The sequence below is a fragment of the Pseudomonas sp. UTLPPB19802 genome, from assembly GCF_059730225.1.
Genome location: NZ_AP048545.1, coordinates 976,897 through 997,774, shown reverse-complemented (window position 1 = coordinate 997,774; position 20,878 = coordinate 976,897). Strand labels below are relative to the sequence as shown.

Annotated in this window: 20 protein-coding genes; 7 read left to right on the top strand and 13 right to left on the bottom strand. The window is 63.5% G+C overall.

Annotated elements, in window-relative coordinates:
• Window positions 1-30: 30 nt before the first annotated feature.
• Window positions 31-1,056: a fimbrial protein gene (locus AC6I6U_RS04455; RefSeq protein WP_497880840.1), complete on the top strand. Its 1,026-nt coding sequence runs from the start codon at window positions 31-33 to the stop codon at window positions 1,054-1,056.
• Between the two features lie 30 nt (window positions 1,057-1,086).
• Here the strand turns inward: AC6I6U_RS04455 and AC6I6U_RS04450 are convergent, their stop codons facing one another.
• The 6 genes from AC6I6U_RS04450 to dadA form a co-directional block, all read right to left on the bottom strand.
• Window positions 1,087-3,006, bottom strand: coding sequence for an acetyl-CoA hydrolase/transferase C-terminal domain-containing protein (locus tag AC6I6U_RS04450; RefSeq protein WP_497880839.1), 1,920 nt, complete (start codon window positions 3,004-3,006; stop codon window positions 1,087-1,089).
• 138 nt (window positions 3,007-3,144) lie between these two features.
• Window positions 3,145-3,558: a c-type cytochrome gene (locus AC6I6U_RS04445; RefSeq protein ID WP_497880838.1), complete on the bottom strand. Its 414-nt coding sequence runs from the start codon at window positions 3,556-3,558 to the stop codon at window positions 3,145-3,147.
• 186 nt (window positions 3,559-3,744) lie between these two features.
• Window positions 3,745-4,293: a cupin domain-containing protein gene (locus AC6I6U_RS04440; protein WP_497880837.1), complete on the bottom strand. Its 549-nt coding sequence runs from the start codon at window positions 4,291-4,293 to the stop codon at window positions 3,745-3,747.
• Between the two features lie 128 nt (window positions 4,294-4,421).
• Complete coding sequence (gene alr, locus AC6I6U_RS04435; protein WP_497880836.1) at window positions 4,422-5,495, bottom strand: alanine racemase; 1,074 nt, start codon at window positions 5,493-5,495, stop codon at window positions 4,422-4,424.
• Window positions 5,496-5,585: 90 nt separating this feature from the next.
• On the bottom strand, window positions 5,586-5,939 hold the full coding sequence (locus tag AC6I6U_RS04430) for a RidA family protein (protein WP_186687647.1): 354 nt from the start codon (window positions 5,937-5,939) through the stop codon (window positions 5,586-5,588).
• Window positions 5,911-7,212 (bottom strand): D-amino acid dehydrogenase, encoded by a 1,302-nt coding sequence (dadA, locus tag AC6I6U_RS04425; RefSeq protein ID WP_497880835.1) that lies wholly within the window; start codon window positions 7,210-7,212, stop codon window positions 5,911-5,913. The genes AC6I6U_RS04430 and dadA overlap by 29 nt, the downstream gene beginning before the upstream one ends.
• Before the next feature lie 156 nt (window positions 7,213-7,368).
• Here dadA and AC6I6U_RS04420 point away from each other — a divergent pair, with 156 nt between their 5' ends.
• A complete protein-coding gene (locus tag AC6I6U_RS04420) occupies window positions 7,369-7,857 on the top strand; it encodes an Lrp/AsnC ligand binding domain-containing protein (RefSeq protein ID WP_497880834.1) in 489 nt (162 codons plus the stop codon).
• 237 nt (window positions 7,858-8,094) lie between these two features.
• On the opposite strand, the gene AC6I6U_RS04415 is transcribed toward AC6I6U_RS04420, so the two are convergent.
• A complete protein-coding gene (locus tag AC6I6U_RS04415; RefSeq protein ID WP_054056376.1) occupies window positions 8,095-8,448 on the bottom strand; it encodes a YkgJ family cysteine cluster protein in 354 nt (117 codons plus the stop codon).
• 152 nt (window positions 8,449-8,600) lie between these two features.
• Between AC6I6U_RS04415 and AC6I6U_RS04410 the strand changes: the two genes are divergently transcribed.
• Window positions 8,601-9,893: an NAD(P)/FAD-dependent oxidoreductase gene (locus AC6I6U_RS04410; RefSeq protein ID WP_497880833.1), complete on the top strand. Its 1,293-nt coding sequence runs from the start codon at window positions 8,601-8,603 to the stop codon at window positions 9,891-9,893.
• Here the strand turns inward: AC6I6U_RS04410 and AC6I6U_RS04405 are convergent.
• Window positions 9,890-10,135 carry a DUF1127 domain-containing protein gene (locus AC6I6U_RS04405; RefSeq protein ID WP_497880832.1) on the bottom strand — a complete coding sequence of 82 codons (246 nt, stop codon included), beginning with the start codon at window positions 10,133-10,135 and terminating at the stop codon, window positions 9,890-9,892. The two genes, AC6I6U_RS04410 and AC6I6U_RS04405, sit on opposite strands and share 4 nt — an antisense overlap.
• 181 nt (window positions 10,136-10,316) lie before the next feature.
• Between AC6I6U_RS04405 and AC6I6U_RS04400 the strand changes: the two genes are divergently transcribed.
• On the top strand, window positions 10,317-11,750 hold the full coding sequence (locus AC6I6U_RS04400) for an aminotransferase-like domain-containing protein (RefSeq protein ID WP_497880831.1): 1,434 nt from the start codon (window positions 10,317-10,319) through the stop codon (window positions 11,748-11,750).
• A 64-nt stretch (window positions 11,751-11,814) separates the two neighbouring features.
• Window positions 11,815-13,368: a phospholipase D family protein gene (locus tag AC6I6U_RS04395; RefSeq protein WP_497880830.1), complete on the top strand. Its 1,554-nt coding sequence runs from the start codon at window positions 11,815-11,817 to the stop codon at window positions 13,366-13,368.
• On the opposite strand, the gene AC6I6U_RS04390 is transcribed toward AC6I6U_RS04395, so the two are convergent.
• A complete protein-coding gene (locus AC6I6U_RS04390; protein ID WP_497880829.1) occupies window positions 13,365-14,519 on the bottom strand; it encodes an MFS transporter in 1,155 nt (384 codons plus the stop codon). The genes AC6I6U_RS04395 and AC6I6U_RS04390 overlap by 4 nt on opposite strands.
• Window positions 14,520-14,776: 257 nt before the next feature.
• Window positions 14,777-16,270, bottom strand: a complete 1,494-nt coding sequence (locus AC6I6U_RS04385; RefSeq protein WP_497880828.1) for an aldehyde dehydrogenase — start codon at window positions 16,268-16,270, stop codon at window positions 14,777-14,779.
• A gap of 228 nt (window positions 16,271-16,498) precedes the next feature.
• Between AC6I6U_RS04385 and AC6I6U_RS04380 the strand changes: the two genes are divergently transcribed.
• Window positions 16,499-16,861: a cupin domain-containing protein gene (locus tag AC6I6U_RS04380; protein WP_497880827.1), complete on the top strand. Its 363-nt coding sequence runs from the start codon at window positions 16,499-16,501 to the stop codon at window positions 16,859-16,861.
• On the opposite strand, the gene AC6I6U_RS04375 is transcribed toward AC6I6U_RS04380, so the two are convergent.
• The 3 genes from AC6I6U_RS04375 to rpmB all read right to left on the bottom strand — a co-directional run bounded on the left by AC6I6U_RS04375 (window position 16,862) and on the right by rpmB (window position 18,801).
• Window positions 16,862-18,235: a hypothetical protein gene (locus tag AC6I6U_RS04375; RefSeq protein ID WP_497880826.1), complete on the bottom strand. Its 1,374-nt coding sequence runs from the start codon at window positions 18,233-18,235 to the stop codon at window positions 16,862-16,864.
• A 165-nt stretch (window positions 18,236-18,400) separates the two neighbouring features.
• Window positions 18,401-18,556, bottom strand: coding sequence for a 50S ribosomal protein L33 (gene rpmG, locus AC6I6U_RS04370; protein WP_003177274.1), 156 nt, complete (start codon window positions 18,554-18,556; stop codon window positions 18,401-18,403).
• Between the two features lie 11 nt (window positions 18,557-18,567).
• Window positions 18,568-18,801, bottom strand: a complete 234-nt coding sequence (gene rpmB, locus AC6I6U_RS04365) for a 50S ribosomal protein L28 (RefSeq protein ID WP_007921114.1) — start codon at window positions 18,799-18,801, stop codon at window positions 18,568-18,570.
• Between the two features lie 452 nt (window positions 18,802-19,253).
• On the opposite strand from rpmB, the gene AC6I6U_RS04360 reads away from it, so the two are divergent.
• The gene (locus AC6I6U_RS04360; RefSeq protein WP_497880825.1) at window positions 19,254-20,843 is read left to right on the top strand and encodes an ABC transporter substrate-binding protein; all 1,590 of its coding nucleotides are present in this window, start codon (window positions 19,254-19,256) and stop codon (window positions 20,841-20,843) included.
• Window positions 20,844-20,878 lie beyond the last annotated feature (35 nt).

Below are 20,878 nucleotides of genomic sequence, written 5' to 3'. Positions count from 1 at the left end.
GAACCCTGGAACGAGACAGGGTGGAGAAAAATGATCGGCCCTTACCAGATAGTATTCACCGCAACGCTGCTCCTGTTCACCTGCGGACAGGCCCATGCCGCGTGCTCGTCTTCCGTCTACCACCCCGGTGGCTACCACGGCGATATCGGCACGGTCACGATCACCGACATCAACGCGCCGGTGGGCAGTGCGCTGACCGGCTGGAGAGACTTTCCCAGCATCAGCCAGGGCACCAAGCGTGTCAGTTGGTACTGCGATAGCCGCACCGAGGTGAAATTCACCGCCCAGGGCACGGCCGGTGCGGTATCGAGCTACAACGATGGCGCGCGTACCTACAGCGTCTACCCGACCGGGATGCCGGGCATCGGCATCGTCGTCAGGACCAACGGCAACACGCAAGTGGGGGCCTACAACATTTTCACCGGGATCCAGAGCAACATCACCCAGCGCACCTACAGCCAGACCAACCCGGCGGCGAGCAACAAAACCTATGCCTATGAAGTCGACTACCGGCTGATCAAGACCGGGGCCATCGCCTCCGGCGCTGTCGTACCTCGTGTCCTCGCCAGGACCTGGTGGGAGCCGGTCCCCACGCACTTCGACCCGCGCGAGTACAACATCCTGCTCGGCCGCGGCACCATCATCGCCCCGGTACCGACCTGCGACCTGAACGTGGGCGACACCAACCGCACGATCACGCTGGATACCGTGCGGCTGTCGAACTTCACCGGCACCTGGCTGGCGAAGAAAACCTTCGAGATCAGCGCCAACTGTCGCAACGCCAGCAACGTGATCTTCCGATTCACCGGCACACCCGCCACCGGCAACGCGACGGTTTTCCACAATACCGGCGGCACCGCCGCAGGGGTCGGCCTGTGGCTCTACTCGCGGATCGGTGGTACCGAGGCAACCCTGAGTAACAACGGCACGCGGACCGTGACGGTATCGAACGACCGGGCCGTACTGCCACTGGGGGCGGCCTATCACAAGACTACCGGCACGCTCACCAAGGGCACACTGGTCAGCACCATCACCGTCAATATCAGCTACAACTGAAGCCAGCGGCCTTGCCTGAAAGCCCGGTTCCTAGCTTGCCGTAGCCTGCAGCCCGGCCAGCAGCAGGCGCTGATAGAGCTCCTCGCGCAAGCCTTGCGGTTGTGTCAGGCCCATGCGTTGCAAGTGCTGGGGGAATACCGACGGGTCGGGCGCGTCCAGGGTCGCCTTGCCCAGTTCGAAGATCTCACTGAGCTTGAACTTGCTCTTCAGCCAATTCAGTGCCCGCAGCAGGTCGCGCTCCTCGGAGCTGAAGTTGCTGCCCAGCGGATACTCGGCAAACAGCCGCGAATGCCGGGCCTGGATCGCCTGCAGGTGCTGCGGGCTGTTATTGGCGAAACGTGGGTCGAGGCGGAAGTCCCTTGGCAGCTTGCCGACCCGTTGCGCCTGCTCGATCAGCCCGGCCTGGAAGCGCGAGTCGCTGATATTGAGCAGGGCCTCTATCACTGCGGCATCGCGCTTGCCGCGCAGGTCGGCAATGCCGTACTCGGTGATGACGATATCGCGCAGGTGCCGGGGAATGGTGCAATGCCCGTACTCCCAGACGATGTTCGAGCTGACCTCGCCCGCCGATTCACGCCAACTGCGCAAAATCAGCACCGAACGCGCACCGTGCAGCGCATGTCCCTGGGTGACGAAGTTGTACTGCCCGCCCACGCCGCTGAGCACACGGCCGTCTTCCAGTTGGTCGGCGACACCGGCCCCGAGCAGCGTCATGGTGAAAGCGCTGTTGATGAAGCGCGCATCCCGTCGTTGCAGGCGCTTGAGTTCTTCCTGGCCATACAACTCGTTGATGTAGCTGATGGCGGTCATGTTGAACTCGGCGAGCCGTTCCTTGGGCAGTTCCCGCAGGCGCTGGTAAAAGCTGTCGGGCCCGAGAAAGAAGCCGCCATGCACGACGATGCCGCCCGCCGTGTTCTCGTCGAGTAGCCCGGCGTTGGCCTGGCGCTGCGTTTCGATGTCGGCATAGACCTTGCGCCGCACGATCCCCGCGTCGGCCAGCACCAGCAGGCCGTTGACGAACATCTCGCTGCAGCCGTAGAGGCCCGTGGCAAAGGGTTCGATACCACCTTCACGGTCGATCAGCGTTTGCCACGGCCGTATGTCGAGATCGGCCAGCAGGGCGCGATAGCCGTCACTGTCGGCATGGCGGGACAGCAGCGCGGCGGTCAAGGCGTCGCCCATGGAACCGATGCCGATCTGCAGGGTGCCGCCATCACGCACCAGGGTGCTGGCATACAGGCCGATGAAGTGATCCTGGTAGCCAACCGGCATGTTCGGGGTGGAAAACAGCGTGCGCTGTTCCGGCTCGTCGAGCAGCAGGTCGAAGGTCTCGCGGTCGACCTCCGCATCGCCGGGCATGTACGGCAGGTCGGCGTGGACCTGGCCCAGCATGAGGATGGTTTCACCGGCAGCTCGGCGCTCGGCGATCATCGGCAACAGGTCGAGGGTGATATCCGGATTGCAGCACAGGCTCAGCCGGTCGGGCTGCAGCGGATCGCCTGCGACCAGCTGGGCCACCAGGTTCAGGCCGGCGGCGTTGATATCGCGGGCGGCATGGCTGTAGTTGCTGCTGACGTAGTCCTGCTGCGCCGTGGCGCTGTGGAGCAGGCTGCCGGGCTGCATGAAGAACTGCTCGATGCGGATATTGGCCGGCAGGCTGTCGCGCCGCAGGTCGGCGAGAAAATCCAGCTCGGGATAATCGCCGAATACGCGCTCGATGAACGGTTCGAGAAAGCGCCGCTGCAAGCCATCGCCAAGGGGCGGCCGGCCCAGGCTCAGCGCCGTGTAGACAGTCAACCGCCGCTGCGGCAACTGGCTGATCCGCTGATACAGCGCATTGACGAAACGGTTGGGCTTGCCCAGGCCCAGCGGCAGTCCCATGTGGATATGCGCCGGCAACCGCGCCAGCACTTCGTCGACCGCCTGGTCGATGGAACAGCTCAGTGTCATCCGCCCGTCCTCACTGGTTCGTGAATGGAGGTTGGACCGAGCCTGCCGGCGGTTTGCTGCACATGACCTGCGAAAAATCTGCAAAACAGACACGAAAAAGCCGCTCGAAAGCGGCTTTTCCTGTAAAGACTCGTGTACTTACAAGCCAGACATCTTCTTGATCGCACCCTTGAGCTCGTCGTCCGAGCAATCGGCACAAGTACCTTTTGGCGGCATCGAGTTGATACCGGTGATGGCCTTGGCAAGGATGCCATCGAGACCGCCCTGGTGATCGGCACGTTCCTTCCAGGCCGCGGTGTCGCCGATTTTCGGCGCACCCAGCAGACCGGAGCCGTGGCAAGCGTTGCAATGCTTGGCGATCACTTCGTCCGGAGTCTTGGCGCCGCCGCCGCCACCTGCCGATGCCGCGACTTCCATCCCCTTGCACTCCTGCCCCTGGACACACACCTGGCCGACCGGCTCCAGGCGCTTGGCGATGTCGTCGTTGGTCGCCGCTTGAGCGCTGACAGCCCATAGGGCCAATACGGTTGCTGGTGCAGCCAGCATTTTCATAATTAGGTTCACGCGTACACCCTCAATGGTGGCTAAATCAGGCCTACAACCACGGTTTCGCAGGCCGGCGTGAGTATAGCGGCAAGACCGTCACTACGAAACAACCCCTGTAGTTACAGGGATATTACTCGGGTTATAGCGCATACCGCCGCATGCGCGCGCTCCCTGGCCTGGAGCCTGCGAACGTCAGAAGTTCGCCGGTGTCGCTGCGCTGATTAGTCGCGCCGGGGTGTCGAAGGGATTACGGAAACGATGCGGCTTGGTGCTCTCGAAATAGTAGCTGTCACCGGCTTCGAGGACGAAGGTTTCCAGGCCGACCACCAGTTCCAACCGGCCTTCGAGCAGGATGCCGGTCTCTTCGCCTTCGTGGGTCAGCATCTCGTCGCCAGTGTCGGCGCCTGGTGGATAGATTTCGTTGAGAAAGGCGATGGCCCGGCTCGGATGGGCGCGGCCGACCAGCTTCATGGTCACGGCGCCGTCGGAGATGTCGATCAGCTCATGGGCCTTGTAGACGATCTGCGTCGGCGTCTCCTGGAGGATCTCTTCGGAAAAGAACTCGACCATCGACATGGGAATGCCGCCAAGCACCTTGCGCAGCGAACTGATCGAGGGGCTGACGCTGTTCTTCTCGATCATCGAAATGGTGCTATTGGTGACGCCCGCACGCTTGGCGAGTTCACGCTGAGACAAACCTTTCATTTTGCGGATGGATTGCAGTCGTTCACCGACGTCCAATGCGGCAGCCCCCCAGGGATTCAGGCGATGTTGTAATTGAGCGATATCATGGCATAGCGTTCAGTATTTACAACACTTGGACCCGAATCCGCCGGGGCAAGCGCCCCAACGGTAGTGCCTGCCGCTCGCTATTCCCCGGTGTAGAGCCTTGGGACTCGGCGCAGGTTGCAGAATATCTGGTACGGGATGGTCTCGGCCCTGGCCGCCACGTCGCTGGCGAGGATATTGCGCCCCCACAACTCGACGGTCGAACCCAGTCCGGCGTGGGGAAGGTCGGTAAGGTCGACGCAGAGCATGTCCATCGACACCCGCCCAAGCAATTGGCTGCGCTGGCCGCCCACCAGCACCGGCGTGCCGGTGGGGGCGTGGCGTGGATAACCGTCGGCATAGCCCATGGCGACCACGCCGAGACGCATCGGCTTGGGCGTGACGAACTTGGCGCCATACCCCACCGGCTCACCGGCCGGCAGCTCGCGCACGCTGATGATCTTCGATTCGAGGGTCATGACCGGTTGCATGCGCGACGCGACCGGGTGTTCGGCATCGAACGGGCTGGCACCGTACAGCAGGATCCCCGGACGTACCCAGTCGCTGGGAATCTTCGGCCAGCCGAGTACCGCCGGCGAATTGCGCAGGCTGACCTCGGCCGCCAGGCCCTGGCGTGCCGCCTCGAACACCGCGACCTGCTCCTCGCTGCGCTTGCAGTCCAGCTCGTCGGCGCGGGCGAAGTGGCTCATCAGGACGATCTTCGCCACCTTGCCGCTGGCCAGCAGGCGCCGATAGGCCGCCTGGTAGTCGTCCGGATGCAGGCCGACGCGATGCATGCCGGTGTCCAGCTTCAGCCAGACGGTGATCGGCGCCGTGATGGCCGCACGCTCGATCGCTTCCAACTGCCATGGCGAGTGCACCACGCACCAGAGATCGTGTTCGACGATCAGCGGCAGCTCATCGGCCTCGAAAAAGCCTTCGAGCAACAGGATCGACCCGCGAATGCCCGCCGCCCGCAGCTCCAGCGCTTCCTCGATGCAGGCCACGGCAAAGCCGTCGGCCTCGGCTTCCAGCGCCTGGGCGCAACGCACCGCGCCATGGCCATAGGCATCGGCCTTGATCACCGCAAGGGCCTTGGCCCCCGCTACTTCGCGGGCCAGCCGATAATTGTGGCGCAGGGCTTGGAGGTCGATCAGGGCACGGGCAGGACGCATGGTGGCTAACTTCTAGACAGTCGGTTGGCAATAAAAAACCGGCAGGGCTAGCGGTAGTACCGCAGGCCATGCCGGGAGAGGGATCTTGCGTTAAGGCAGGGCTGCGACGACAGACAGCTCCACCAGGATTTCCGGCTCGCAGAGCTTGGCCTCGACCGTGGCGCGGGCCGGGGCGACGCCCTTGGGCAGCCACTTGTCCCAGACCGCGTTCATGCCGGCGAAGTCGGCATCGATGTCCTTCAGGTAGATCGTCACCGACAGCAGCCGGGTCTTGTCGGTGCCAGCCAGGTCGAGCAGGCGTTCGATATTGGCGAGGGTCTCGCGGGTCTGCTTCTCGATCCCGCCGCTCAGGTCGTCACCGACTTGCCCGGCCAGATATACCGTACCGCCGTGAACGACGATCTGGCTCATGCGCTCATTGGTGAGCTGGCGCTGGATTGCCATGTCTTGCAGTCTCCTGGTGATTGCCATAACGGGAAATATCGAGGCCTTCGGCGCTGATCTGCGGCGTCTTCCTGGCCATCAGGTCGGCCAGCAGGCGACCGGAACCACAGGCCATGGTCCAGCCGAGCGTACCGTGACCGGTGTTCAGGAACAGGTTGCGCAGCCGCGTGGCGCCCACGATCGGGGTACCGTCGGGGGTGGTCGGACGCAGGCCGGTCCAGAAGCTTGCGGCCTCGAGGTCGCCGCCCTGAGGATAAAGATCGTTGACGATCATCTCCAGTGTTTCGCGTCGACGCGGGTTCAGCGACAGGTCAAAACCGGCAATCTCCGCCATGCCGCCGACGCGGATGCGGTTGTCGAAACGGGTGATCGCGACCTTGTAGGTCTCGTCGAGAATGGTCGAGGTCGGCGCCATCGCCGGGTTGGTGATCGGCACGGTCAGCGAGTAGCCCTTGAGCGGGTAGACCGGTGCCTTGATCCCCAGCGGCTTGAGCAATTGTGGCGAATAGCTGCCCAAGGCCAGCACGTAGCGGTCGGCGGTTTCCAGCTTGCCGTCGATCCAGACGCCGTTGATGCGGTCGCCGGCGTGGTCCAGGCGCTGGATGTCCTGGCCGAAGCGGAACTCCACCCCCAGCTTGATCGCCATTTCGGCCAGGCGGGTGGTGAACATCTGGCAGTCGCCGGTCTGGTCGTTCGGCAGGCGCAGGGCACCGGCGAGAATGTCGGTGACATTGGCCAGGGCCGGTTCGACCCGGGCAATGCCGGCACGATCGAGCAGCTCGAACGGCACGCCGGACTCCTTGAGCACGGCGATGTCCTTCGCCGCGCCATCGAGCTGTGCCTGGGTGCGGAACAGTTGGGTGGTCCCCAGGCTGCGGCCTTCATAGGCAATGCCGGTTTCGGCGCGCAACTCGTCGAGGCAGTCACGGCTGTACTCGGACAGACGCACCATGCGCTCCTTGTTCACCGCATAACGGCTGGCGGTGCAGTTGCGCAGCATCTGTGCCATCCACAGGTACTGGTCGACATCGGCGGTGGCCTTGATCGCCAGCGGCGCATGGCGCTGCAGCAACCACTTGATGGCCTTGAGCGGCACGCCCGGGGCGGCCCACGGCGAGGCATAACCCGGCGAAACCTGGCCGGCATTGGCGAAACTGGTTTCCATCGCGACGGCCGGCTGGCGGTCGACCACCACCACTTCAAAGCCGGCCCGGGCCAGATAATAAGCGCTGGCGGTTCCGATGACGCCACTACCCAAGACCAGAACTCGCATGTTTATGCCCTCAATCGCGGCCAGCCGCCGATGTTTATTGTTCAAAGCGAAGATGCGCGCAGTGTAAGAGACAATAGCCAGTGCTTTTCACTATATAAGCACCTATATTTGGCGAGAATTCTTGGCAAAATGGCTTTTTACGGAGGCGCATCCCCTATGCGGACCAACCACCAGAGCAAGCGCGAACTGGACAAGATCGACCGCAACATCCTGCGGATTCTCCAGGCAGACGCACGCATTTCGTTCACCGAACTGGGCGAGAAAGTCGGCCTGTCCACCACGCCCTGCACGGAGCGGGTGCGCCGCCTGGAGCGCGAAGGGATCATCATGGGCTACAACGCCCGGCTCAACCCGCAACACCTGAAGGGCAGCCTGCTGGTGTTCGTCGAGATCAGCCTCGACTACAAGTCCGGCGACACCTTCGAGGAATTCCGTCGCGCGGTGCTCAAGCTGCCCCATGTGCTGGAGTGCCACTTGGTATCGGGCGACTTCGACTACCTGGTCAAGGCACGGATTTCCGAGATGGCGTCCTATCGCAAGCTGCTGGGCGACATCCTGCTCAAGCTGCCCCATGTGCGCGAGTCGAAGAGCTATATCGTGATGGAAGAAGTGAAGGAGAGCCTGAATCTGCCGATTCCCGACTGATCGTACAGCCCCCTTGTGGGAGATCGCGTGGTTCTGCGCAAGACTTGAAGGCCTATTCGCTGGCAAGCCAGGCTCCTACAGATTTGGGACAAACTCCGGTTTTGCGTTCGACGCGCTCATTGTAGGAGCCGGCTTGCTGGCGATTGCGCCTGGGCAGTCGACATCCTTGTTGAATGACACACCGCTATCGCCAGCAAGCCGGCTCCTACAAGAGCGAGGCGTGCACTCGGGAAGGCCCTAGACCAGCACCTGCCGGGTGCTGGCGATGTACTCGTGCACCTGCTTCTCGATCCGCGGGTGGATCATCTCCACCGGTCGCCGACCATTCGGGCACGGCAGGCTTGGCGTAGTGCCGAACAGCCGGCAGATCAGCGGACGCTCGTCATACACCGTGCAACCGTTGGGCCCCAGGTGCACGCAATTGAGTTCATTCAGGGCCGCTTCCTGCTCGGCGGCAGTCTTGCGCGGCAGGCGGGCCATTTCTTCCGATGACGTGGTCACCGGCCCGCAGCAGTCATGGCAGCCCGGCACGCATTCGAACGACGGGATCTGCTGCCGCAGAAAGCGGATTTTCTGGCTGTTGCAGCTCATCGAAGCGGTTACCAAAGACCTGGAAAGGTTCGAATTCTGCCTGAAAAGCCTCCTGCCAGACAGCACCCGCCGTAGCGCGGTTGCCCGTGCGGTGGGCTGCGGCTTATCCTCCCCCGTCCAGTTTTCCAAACACCACCCTCAGGACCACGCCCATGAACGCCCCTGCCCGGCATACCGCTTCCTACTACGCCGCCAGCAGCCACCCGCAGCCGGAGTATCCGCCACTGCTGGGCGAGGTGCAGGCCGATGTATGCGTGGTGGGCGGCGGTTTCTCCGGGCTGAACACCGCCATCGAACTGGCCGAGCGCGGCCTGAGCGTGGTCCTGCTGGAGGCACGCAAGATCGGCTGGGGCGCCAGCGGGCGCAATGGTGGGCAGTTGATCCGCGGCGTCGGCCACGGCCTGGAGCAGTTCACCGACATCCTCGGCCAGGACGGCGTGCACCAGTTGAAACTGCTGGGACTGGAAGCGGTGGAGATCGTCCGCCGCCGTATCGAGCAGTTCCAGATCGATTGCGACCTGACCTGGGGCTACTGCGACCTGGCGAACAAACCCCGTGACCTGGCAGCTTTCGCCGAGGATGCCGAAGAACTCCAGCAGTTGGGCTATCGCCATGAAACCCGCCTGCTGCAGGCCGATGACATGCACAGCGTGGTCGGTTCCGACCGCTACGTCGGCGGCCTGGTCGACATGGGCTCGGGGCACCTGCATCCGCTGAACCTGGCGCTCGGCGAAGCGGCCGCCGCCGGCCAACTGGGGGTGAAGCTGTTCGAGCAGTCCGCCGTCACCCGCATCGACTACGGCCCGCAGGTGCAGGTCCACACGGCCCGTGGCACGGTCCGGGCCAAGGCCCTGGTGCTGGCCTGCAACGCCTACATCAATGGACTCAACGACGAACTGAGCGGCAAGGTGCTGCCGGCCGGCAGCTACATCATTGCCACCGAGCCGTTGAGCGAGGAACAGGCCCGTTCGGTATTGCCGCAGAACATGGCGGTCTGCGACCAGCGGGTCGCGCTGGACTACTACCGGCTATCGGCCGATCGCCGCCTGCTGTTCGGCGGAGCCTGCCATTATTCCGGTCGCGACCCACAGGACATCGCCGCCTACATGCGCCCGAAGATGCTCCAGGTGTTTCCACAATTGGCCGGGGTGAAGATCGACTACCACTGGGGCGGGATGATCGGCATCGGTGCCAACCGCCTGCCGCAGATCGGCCGCCTGCCAGACCAGCCCAACGTCTATTACGCCCAGGCCTACGCCGGGCACGGTCTCAATGCCACCCACCTGGCGGGCAGGCTGCTGGCCGAAGCGATCAGCGGCCAGCACAGCGGCGACTTCGACCTGTTCGCCCGAGTGCCGCACATCACCTTCCCCGGCGGCAGGTACCTGCGCTCGCCACTGCTGGCACTGGGCATGCTCTGGCATCGGCTCAAGGAGCTGCGTTAATCACGCCAGAAGGGTTTCAACCCTTCGTTCAAGGCCTCGCTGCGGGTCAGGCCGACATCGCGCAACGCCTCGGGAGTGAGTTCGAGCAGCGCCTTGCGGGTACGCAGGCGGTGCCAGAACAGGCCCATCCGACTCAACTCGGGAGCACGCGGCACCGCGGAGGAAACCGCCCCCGCCTGCTCCTGTCCAGTCATCAGTTCCTGGGCACGCAAAACCAGATGTACATCGCTAAAGCCGTTCATTGCCACTGCTCCTTCGTTACTCGGTTGCCATGAGTGACAAGGATGTTCTTTCCGGCAAAACCATTACAGATTCAAACAACCTGTATTATTTCCATACAGATTTAGCGAAATCGTCACTGAATCCTGTATTTTCTGGCAATCTGTACCGGTATCCCGTTCGCTTACTGATCGAGCAACCGCCATGAGCCTCTACGTAAACCTCGCCGAATTGCTGGGAACCCGCATAGAACAAGGCTTCTATCGCCCAGGCGACCGCCTGCCTTCTGTACGGGCGTTGAGCGTGGAGCATGGCGTCAGCCTGAGCACGGTGCAGCAGGCCTATCGGCTGCTGGAAGACAACGGGCTGGCCCTGCCCAAGCCCAAGTCCGGCTATTTCGTCCCGGCCAGCCGGGAATTGCCCGCGCTGCCGGCCGCGGGCCGTCCGGCCCAACGACCAGTGGAGATTTCCCAGTGGGACCAGGTGCTGGAGCTGATTCGTGCGGTACCGCGCAAGGACACCGTACAGCTGGGCCGTGGCATCCCCGACATCGGCAGCCCGACCATGAAGCCGCTGCTGCGCAGCCTGGCGCAGATCAGCCGCCGCCAGGACCTGCCAGGTCTGGCCTACGACAACATCTACGGCAACCTCGGCCTGCGTGAGCAGATTGCCCGGCTGATGCTCGATTCCGGCTGTCACCTCGGTCCCCAGGACCTGGTCGTCACCACCGGCTGCCACGAAGCGCTGTCGGCCAGTATCCGCGCGACCTGCGACCACGGCGACATCGTCGCGGTGGATTCACCCAGCTTCCATGGCGCCATGCAGACCCTCAAGGGCCTGGGCATGAAAGCCCTGGAGATCCCCACCGACCCGCTCACCGGCATCAGCCTCGACGCTCTCGAACTGGCCCTGGAACAGTGGCCGATCAAGGCCATACAGTTGACCCCCAACTGCAACAACCCGCTGGGCTACATCATGCCGGAGTCGCGCAAGCGCGCGCTGCTGCAACTGGCGCAGCGCTTCGACGTGGCGATCATCGAAGATGATGTGTATGGCGAACTGTCCTACACCTACCCCCGGCCACGCACCATCAAGTCCTTCGACGATGATGGCCGCGTGCTGCTCTGCAGTTCGTTCTCCAAGACCATCGCTCCCGGCCTGCGGGTCGGCTGGGTGGCCCCCGGACGCTATCTGGAGCGGGTGCTGCACATGAAGTACATCAGCACCGGGGCCAGCGCCCCGCAGCCACAACTGGCGGTGGCCGACTTCCTGCGCAACGGTCATTTCGAACCCCATCTGCGACGGATGCGCACCCAGTACCAGCGCAATCGCGACCTGATGCTCGACTGGGTCAGCCGCTACTTCCCCGCCGGCACCCGGGCCAGCCGGCCCCAGGGCAGCTTCATGCTCTGGGTCGAGTTGCCGGATGGTTTCGACACCCTGCGGCTCAATCGCGCGCTGGTCGACCAGGGCGTGCAGGTGGCGGTGGGCAGTATCTTCTCGGCCTCGGGCAAGTACCGCAATTGCCTGCGAATGAACTACTCTGCCAAGCCAACGGCGCAGATCGAGGAAGCGGTTCGCAAGGTCGGAGAAACAGCCATCCGCCTGCTGAACGAAGATTCGTGCAGCGACGATTGACCTTTATCCGCCGGCCAGCGTCCATATCCCGACACTGACCAGACTCGACTTGGGGCGACCGCGCTTGAAATCCTGTTTCCTGTTGCTCGCCCTGCTTCTGGGTGGATGCGCCTCACTGGACATCCCGCGGATCCCCAGCCAGGCCCTGCCGGCAGCGGACTCGGCCTTCGGGCGTGACCTGAAGGCCCAGGCGATGGCCTACCAGGGACGCTCGGGCTTCCGCCTGCTGCCCAATGGTGGCGAGGCGTTCCGGGCCCGTGCCGAACTGATCCGCAATGCCCAGGGCAGCCTCGACTTGCAGTACTACATCGTCCATGACGGCCTGAGCACCCGGCTGCTGGTGGATGAATTGCTCAAGGCCGCCGACCGCGGCGTGCGGGTGCGCATCCTGCTGGACGACACCACCAGCGACGGCCTCGACGACATCATCGCCACCCTGGCCGCCCACCCGCATATCCAGATCCGCCTGTTCAACCCGCTGGACCTGGGCCGCAGTACCCTGCCCACGCGCACCCTGGGCCGGCTGTTCAACCTCAACCAGCAACACCGGCGCATGCACAACAAGCTGTGGCTGGCCGACAACAGCGCAGCCATTGTCGGCGGGCGCAACCTCGGCGACGAGTACTTCGGTGCGCAACAGGACTTGAACTTCACCGATATCGACATGCTCGGCGTGGGACCGGTGGCCGAGCAGCTCGGTCACAGCTTCGACCAGTACTGGAACAGCGCCCTGAGCAAACCCATCGGCGAATTCCTCTCGCGCCAGCCGACCGCCGACGACCTGGCCAAGACCCGCGAGCGCCTGGAACGCTCCCTCGCCGACTGGCGCCAGCGCAACCCCGCGCTGTACCAGCGTCTGGCCGACTACCAGCATCACCCCAGGCTGGACACCTGGCGCCGGGAGCTGATCTGGGCCTGGAACCAGGCGCTGTGGGATGCGCCGAGCAAGGTGTTGGCCCGCGGCGAACCCGACCCACGCCTGCTGCTGACCACCCAGCTGTCGCCGGTACTGGCCAGCGTGCACAGTGAACTGATGATGATTTCCGCCTACTTCGTCCCCGGCCAGCCAGGGCTGGTGTACTTGACCGGACGGGCCGACGCCGGGGTCTCGGTGAGCCTGCTGACCAACTCCCTGGAGGCCACCGACGTGCCGGCCGTGCACGGAGGTTATGCGCCCTATCGCAAGGCCTTGCTGGAACACGGGGTGAAACTGTTCGAACTGCGCCGCCAGCCAGGCGACCCTGGCGGCAGCGGCCCGCACCTGTTCCACCCCGGCACCTCCAAGGGGTCGGACTCCAGTTTGCACAGCAAGGCGATGATCTTCGACCGGCAGAAGGCCTTTATCGGCTCGTTCAATTTCGACCCGCGCTCGGTGCTGTGGAACACCGAGGTCGGGGTCCTGGTGGACAGCCCGGAACTGGCCGAGCACGTGCGTATCCTGGCCCTGCAGGGCATGGCTCCGGCGCTGAGCTACGAGCCGCGCCTGGAGGCCGGGCAGCTGGTGTGGGTCACCGAAGACAATGGCCAGATCCATGTCCTGCATCGCGAGCCCGGCAGTTGGTGGCGTCGACTCAATGCCTGGCTGACCAAGCGCGTCGGCCTGGAGCGCATGCTTTAGGCCGAAACGGACACCGGCTCAGCCCGGCCGAACGCGCCCTGGCGGAACACCAGGATCACCAGGCCCAGGGCCCCCACCGCCATGAACAACGGCAAGGCATGCCCGCTGATCCACTGGCTACCCGCCCCCGCCGCCAGCGGCCCGACCAGGCAGCCAATGCCCCACAACTGGGCCACATGAGCGTTTGCCCGGACCAGGGCATCGTCGCGATACCGTTCGCCGATGAGAATCAGCGACAGCGTGAACAAGCCGCCCGCGCTGGCACCGAACAGCACCCACAGCGGCCAGATCAGCAGGGTGTCGATCAGCATCGGCACCGCCAGGCTCGACAGCATCAACGCCACCGCACAGCCGATGAACATCGACCGCCGCGATAGGCGGTCGGCCAGTGCGCCAATCGGCAACTGCAGCAAGGCATCGCCCACCACCACGGTACTGACCATCGCCAGGGCGATATCCGCAGAGAAGCCCTGGCGCAGGCAATACACCGGCAACAGGGTCAGGATCATCGCCTCGAAGGCGGCGAACAACGAAATGGCCCAGGCGATCGCCGGCAGGCCGCGGCAGAACCCCATCAGGTCCGCCAGGGTCACCCGCCCCGACTCGGCCGTCGGCGCCCCGCTACGCCCCAGCAACAGGAACGGCGAGGTCACCAGCAGCACCACACCGACCCAGAAGCCATAGTCGCCATCGGTGCCCACCGCCGCCAGCAGCAATGGCCCGGCCAGCTGGCTCAAGGCGTAGCTGCTGCCGTAGAGTGCCACCAGACGCCCACGCCATTGCTCGACCACCAGTTGGTTGATCCAGCTTTCGCCGAGGATGAACACGATGGTCAGGATCACCCCGATCATCAGGCGCAACACCAACCACACCGGGTAACTGGGCAACAGCGCCAACAGACCGATGGAAAAGGCCCCGGCCCACAAGCACGAGGCCATCAGCCGGGCGGTGCCCAGGCGCGCAGCCAGCCGACTGGACAGACTGGCCCCGACCAGCACGCCAATCGCCGGCATCGCTGCCATGACGCCGATGGCGAACGAGCCATAGCCCCAGCCTTCCAGCCGCAGCGACACCAGCGGCATGCTCACGCCCAGCGCCAGGCCGACACTGAGTACCGCAGCCAGGACGGCGAAATAAGTCGCCCAACGCATTTCCACGCTCCTGTGGATAACTCTGCTAGAGACAACACAACCGGACCTCCTTGCGGAGAGTCCGGCTGTGTCTTCTGATATACCGATGCCCAGTGTGGCAAACAGCTTGTGGTGGCGAGCGGGCTTGCCCGCGCTCGACTGCGAAGCAGTCACTCAACAGGTCAGCCCGATCTGTCTCACACACCGCGAACACTGGTTTTAGGGCCGCTATGCGGCCCAGCACAGGCAAGCCCGCTCGCCACAGGGCCGTTTGCGGCTTAAAGCTTGATCCAGGTCGCCTTCAGTTCGGTGTACTTGTCGAACGCATGCAGCGACTTGTCACGGCCGTTGCCCGACTGCTTGAAGCCACCGAACGGTGCAGTCATGTCGCCGCCATCGTACTGGTTCACCCACACGCTGCCGGCCCGCAGGGCCTTGGCGGTCAGGTGCGCCTTGGAGATGTTCGAGGTCCAGACGGCGGCAGCCAGGCCATACGGCGTGTCGTTGGCGATCTGGATGGCCTGCTCGGCGGTATCGAAGGTGAGTACCGACAGGACCGGGCCGAAGATTTCCTCCTGGGCGATCTTCATCGCGTTGGTCACGCCATCGAAAATCGTCGGCTCGACGTAGGTCCCGCCGGTTTCCTGCAGGGTACGCTTGCCACCGGCCACCAGCTTGGCGCCATCGGCATGCCCGGCATCGATATAGGACAGCACGGTGTTCATCTGCTGGGTATCCACCAGTGCGCCGACGTTGGTCTCCGGGTCCAGCGGGTTGCCCGGTTTCCAGGCCTTGAGGGCCTCGATCACCAGCGGCAGGAAGGTGTCCTTGATCGAACGCTCGACCAGCAGGCGCGAACCGGCGGTGCACACCTCGCCCTGGTTGAAGGCGATGGCACTGGCCGCAGCCTCGGCGGCGGCCTGCAGGTCCGGAGCATCGGCGAACACGATGTTCGGGCTCTTGCCGCCGGCTTCGAGCCAGACGCGCTTCATGTTCGACTCACCGGAGTAGACCAGCAATTGCTTGGCGATCTTGGTCGAACCGGTGAACACCAGGGTATCGACATCCATGTGCAGGGCCAGGGCCTTGCCGACGGTATGGCCATAGCCAGGCAAGACGTTCAGCACGCCAGCCGGGATACCGGCCTCGACCGCCAGGGCGGCGATACGGATGGCGGTCAGTGGGGATTTTTCCGACGGCTTGAGGATGACCGAGTTACCGGTGGACAACGCCGGGCCGAGCTTCCAGCAGGCCATCATCAACGGGAAGTTCCACGGTACGATGGCGCCGACCACACCCACTGGCTCGCGGGTCACCAGGCCCAACTGGTCACTTGGCGTCGCAGCGACCTCGTCGTAGATCTTGTCGATGGCCTCGCCGCTCCAGCTCAGTGCCTGGGCTGCGCCCGGCACGTCGATGAACAGCGAGTCGGTGATGGGTTTGCCCATGTCGAGGGTTTCGAGCAGGGCCAGCTCTTCGGCATTGGTTTTCAACAACGCGGCGAAACGGATCATCGTCGCCTTGCGCTTGGCCGGAGCCAGGCGCGACCAGACGCCGGAGTCGAAGGTGGCACGGGCATTTTCCACGGCGCGCTGGGCATCGGCACTGTCACAGCTGGCGACCTTGGCCAGCAGCCGGCCATCGACCGGGCTGATGCACTCGAATGTTTCGTTCGAAACAGCGGCGGTGTATTCGCCGTTGATGTAGGCGCGGCCTTCGATCTTCAGCTCACGGGCGCGTTGTTCCCAGTCGGCACGAGTCAGGGTGGTCATGCGAGTGTCCTCCTCTTATTGAAATAGAAGCGCCACGCGCTCTCGCGCCAGCACCGTCGAAAATGGCCCATTCTTTGGGCCCATAACACCCACCACCCTAAACCAGCGGCCCCTGAACTTTCAATATATTTGACAGCAGCGCGGAAAACGCCGTTGCCATGTTCGTTTTAATAAACATAGACTCGGAGCTTCCGAGTACCAGCCTTGTCACTGCCGAGGGAAAGCAGCATGAACATCCAGGATGTCGTCGACTTCAGCGAAGCCAGCACCGCGCCCGAACGCTTTCGTCCAGCGCCGGAGAAGGTGCTCAAGGGCGATCCGGAACAGACCGTCTTCAACCACTACGACAGCCCCTGCGGGCAGATGAATGCCGGTGTCTGGGAAGGGGCGGTCGGGCAATGGACGGTGAACTACACCGAGCACGAGTACTGCGAAATCGTCCAGGGCGTCTCGGTGCTGCGCGACACCGACGGCAACGCCAAGACCTTGCGCGCTGGCGACCGATTCGTGATCCCGGCCGGCTTCAAGGGCACCTGGGAGGTGCTGGAACACTGCCGCAAGATCTATGTGGTGTTCGAACAGAAAGCCTGATCAGGCGGCAACGCACCAGCTCCCCGGCTCGTCGACGGAGCGTTGCGGATATGGGATGTCGAGGGTGAGGTCGGCACGCTCGACGCGCAGTCGGCCATCGGCGGTTTTCTCAAGCTCAGCCGGGGCCAACGCCACAATCCAGTAGAAGTCCTCGCGACCACAGGCCGACTTCAGTTGGGTGGCAACCGTGGCCGCACGCAGATCGATCCGGCCATCCGCCAGGACGAAACCGGCGTGCACCCCGACTTCGACCTTCTCCGGCTGCGTGGCCAGCTGGTAGGAATTGCCCAGTTCGAAACTGCCCGACATCGCCCGGTTTGAAACCAGCAAGCGCCCGCCCGCCGGGTCGTTAAAACGCTGCAGGAATGGCTCCAGGGCTTCTGCCGCCTGGAGATTGGCCGCCGCGACGGCCTTGCGGATACGTTGCTCCATGGCCTCGTCGGCAGGCTCGGGGAGCGGTTGCACCGGATCCAGCAGAATCGCCAACGGCGTTTCTCCCAAGGCCGCGCGCGACAACCAGTCCACACCCTCGCGCTCAAGCAGATAACCCGCCAGGTCGCCCAGTACATAACTTTCCAGGTCAGCGGCCAGATAGTCTTGCTGCGCCTGGCGGGCCAGCATCGCGAGCATCCGTCCCGGCCACTCGGCGGAATCCGGGCGCGCGCCCTGGGCCAACAGGCTGGCTATCGACTCGACGCGGCGCGCACTGCCCTCGGAGCGATCCACCTGGCGAAGGCGCCTTGCCTCGTCGGGATGTTCGTCCAGCCAGCGGCGATACCAGTAGCTGGCCCGCGCCAGCGCCTCGGGCTGCCCCTGGGCGGCGGCCAACAACTGGCGAATGATCCGGTTACGATACATCCGCGGCTCGGCGCTGGCGGGATAGACAATGCCGCGCTCCGCACCCGGCGAGCGCAACCAGCCGTCCTCGACATAAAAATGAAAGGCCTCATGGGTCGCCAGGTCGAACAGTTCGGGCACTGCCTGCGGATTCTCCAAGCGCCGCCGTTCCGCCTCCGGCAACGCCTTTCCCAAGCCGACAAAAATGGCCGGACGCCCCTGCCAGTGGACCTTGCGGTAGCGTTGGTATTCGTGACTGGCGCCCAGCTGGCTGACCTTCGCCATGTCCACTTCGCGCCCACCCTGTGCATCCATCACCCAGGCCCGCCGCCCGTCGCTGACCAGCAGCTGGACCTCGGCAAACGCCCGGATACCCGGATGGTGCCCGGCCAATGCTGGCCAGGCCGTGCGCGTCGCCTGGATCAACCGGTGCACATGGGCCTCGGTAGTGATGTCAACGCCAGCCGCCGAAACCGCAACACTCGCTGCCGCCAGGAACACCAGCAGCAACAATGCAAACATCCTTGCAATGACCATGAGCGAACGTCCTCCGTGACTGCGTTTTCTGGCTGTCCAGTCAGTCTAGGAAGCGCATAACGGAAGGAACGCAGGAAATATCGCCACGCCCCATAGGAAATGGCCGGAAAAAAGGCGAAAAAAAACCCCGAGCAAGTCGGGGTTTTTCTCGAAAAACAAAATCAATTACTTGATTTTGCCTTCCTTGTAGATCACGTGCTTACGAACAACCGGATCATATTTCTTGATCTCGATCTTGTCCGGAGTAGTGCGCTTGTTCTTGTCAGTCGTGTAGAAGTGACCAGTACCGGCGCTCGAGATCAAACGAATCAATTCACGCATGATATAGCTCCTTAAACCTTGCCATCGCGGCGCAGTTCGGCCAGCACGACATCAATGCCGCGCTTGTCGATGATACGCATGCCCTTGGCGGAAACGCGCAGACGCACGAAACGCTTCTCCGACTCGACCCAGAAGCGGTGATGCTGCAGGTTCGGCAGGAAACGACGACGGGTTTTGTTGTTTGCGTGGGAAATGTTATTCCCAGTCACCGGACCCTTACCGGTAACTTGACAGACTCTAGACATGCCTCAGCCCTCTAAAACCACATGCCCAACCCGGCATGGGTTGGCCGCTTAATCTCTCAGTCATTTGGCGCCAGGCGCCGCGTTTCTTTAAGGGTCTTACCGGCTACACCTACAAGCGAAGGAACCGGGCCCCTAGAAAAGAGCGCTGCTTTATACCAGAAAGACTCCAGCGCAACAACATTAAGTGTGATTTAAACCGTGCCGGATGCCAGAAAACCTGGGTGCGGGACGCCAATGCCGGGGTCTTGCCGGATAAATGCCGCTCGTCGCCCAGACTCCGTGCTACGCCGTGAAAGCCCGGAAATCTCGTATGGAAAAGAGCGCTCCATTGTACGACACCACCGGCCAGCCAAGTAAAAATGGGATAGTCAATTGCCGCCTGGGGCACTAGGGTAGAGGTTTTTCCAGACTGCACTCGCAGATGGGACAACGACCTGCAAAGGAAACTGAACATGCGCTTCGCTGCCCTACCGCTATTGCTCGTCCCGTTTTTCGCGCCGCAGGCCCATGCCGCGACCTCGCTGAGCGTCTGCACCGAGGCCAGCCCCGAAGGCTTCGACGTCGTGCAGTACAACTCGCTGACCACCACCAACGCCTCTGCGGACGTGCTGATGAACCGCCTGGTGGACTTCGACGCCGCCACAGGCAAGCTGGTACCGAGCCTGGCCGAAAGCTGGACCGTCTCCGATGACGGCCTGACCTACGATTTCAAGCTGCGTCCAGGGGTGAAATTCCACCGTACCGACTACTTCAAGCCGACCCGCGAGCTGAGCGCGGCCGATGTACGCTTCAGTTTCGAGCGCATGCTCGACCCGGCCAACCCCTGGCACAAGATTGCCCAGAGCGGCTTCCCACACGCCCAATCGCTGCAGTTGCCATCGCTGATCAAGCGCATCGAGGTCACCGACCCGCTGACCGTACGCTTCACCCTGGATCACCCGGACTCAACCTTCCTCGCGGCGCTGAGCATGGGCTTCGCTTCCATCTACTCGGCGGAATACGCAGACAAGCTGATGGCCGCCAATACCCCGGAAAAACTCAACAGCCAGCCAATCGGCACCGGCCCGTTCGTGTTCGGCCGGTTCCAGAAGGACGCCGTGATCCGCTACAGCGCCAACCCGGATTACTTCGCCGGCAAGCCGGCGGTGGACACCCTGGTGTTCGCAATCACCCCGGACGCCAATGTGCGCCTGCAGAAACTCAAGCGCAACGAATGCCAGATCGCCCTGTCGCCCAAGCCCCTGGACGTCGGCACGGCGAGCAAGGACCCGGCGCTCAAGGTGGAAAAGACCGCCGCGTTCATGACCGCCTTCCTCGCCATCAACAGCCAGCATCCGCCGCTGGACAAGCCTGAAGTACGCCAGGCGATCAACCTGGCCTTCGACAAGACCAGCTACCTCAAGGCCGTCTTCGAAGACACCGCCGAAGCCGCCAACGGCCCCTACCCGCCGAACACCTGGAGCTACGCCAAGGACCTGCCGGGCTACAGCCACGATCCGCAAAAGGCCAAGGCGCTGCTGGCCAAGGCCGGTCTCAAGGACGGTTTCCAGACCACCATCTGGACTCGCCCGTCCGGCAGCCTGCTCAACCCCAACCCGAGCCTCGGCGCGCAGCTGCTGCAGGCCGATCTCGCCGAAGTGGGCATCCAGGCGGAAATCCGCGTCATCGAGTGGGGCGAGCTGATCCGCCGCGCCAAGGCCGGCGAGCATGACCTGCTGTTCATGGGCTGGGCCGGCGACAACGGTGATCCGGACAACTTCCTGACGCCGCAATTCTCCTGCGCCGCCGTGAAGTCCGGGACCAACTTCGCCCGCTACTGCGACGCCAACCTGGACAAACTGATCAGCGCCGGGAAAACCACCAGCGAACAGGGCGTGCGTAGCAAGCTCTACCAGCAGGCCCAGACGCAGATCCAGCAGCAGGCGCTCTGGCTGCCACTGGCCCACCCGACCGCCTTCGCTCTGGTGCGCAAGGACATCCAGGGTTACCAGGTGAGCCCGTTCGGCCGCCAGGACTTCTCCAAGGTCAGCGTCAAGCCCTGACCGGCAAAGCAGCCCCGGAAACGGGGCTGCATCAC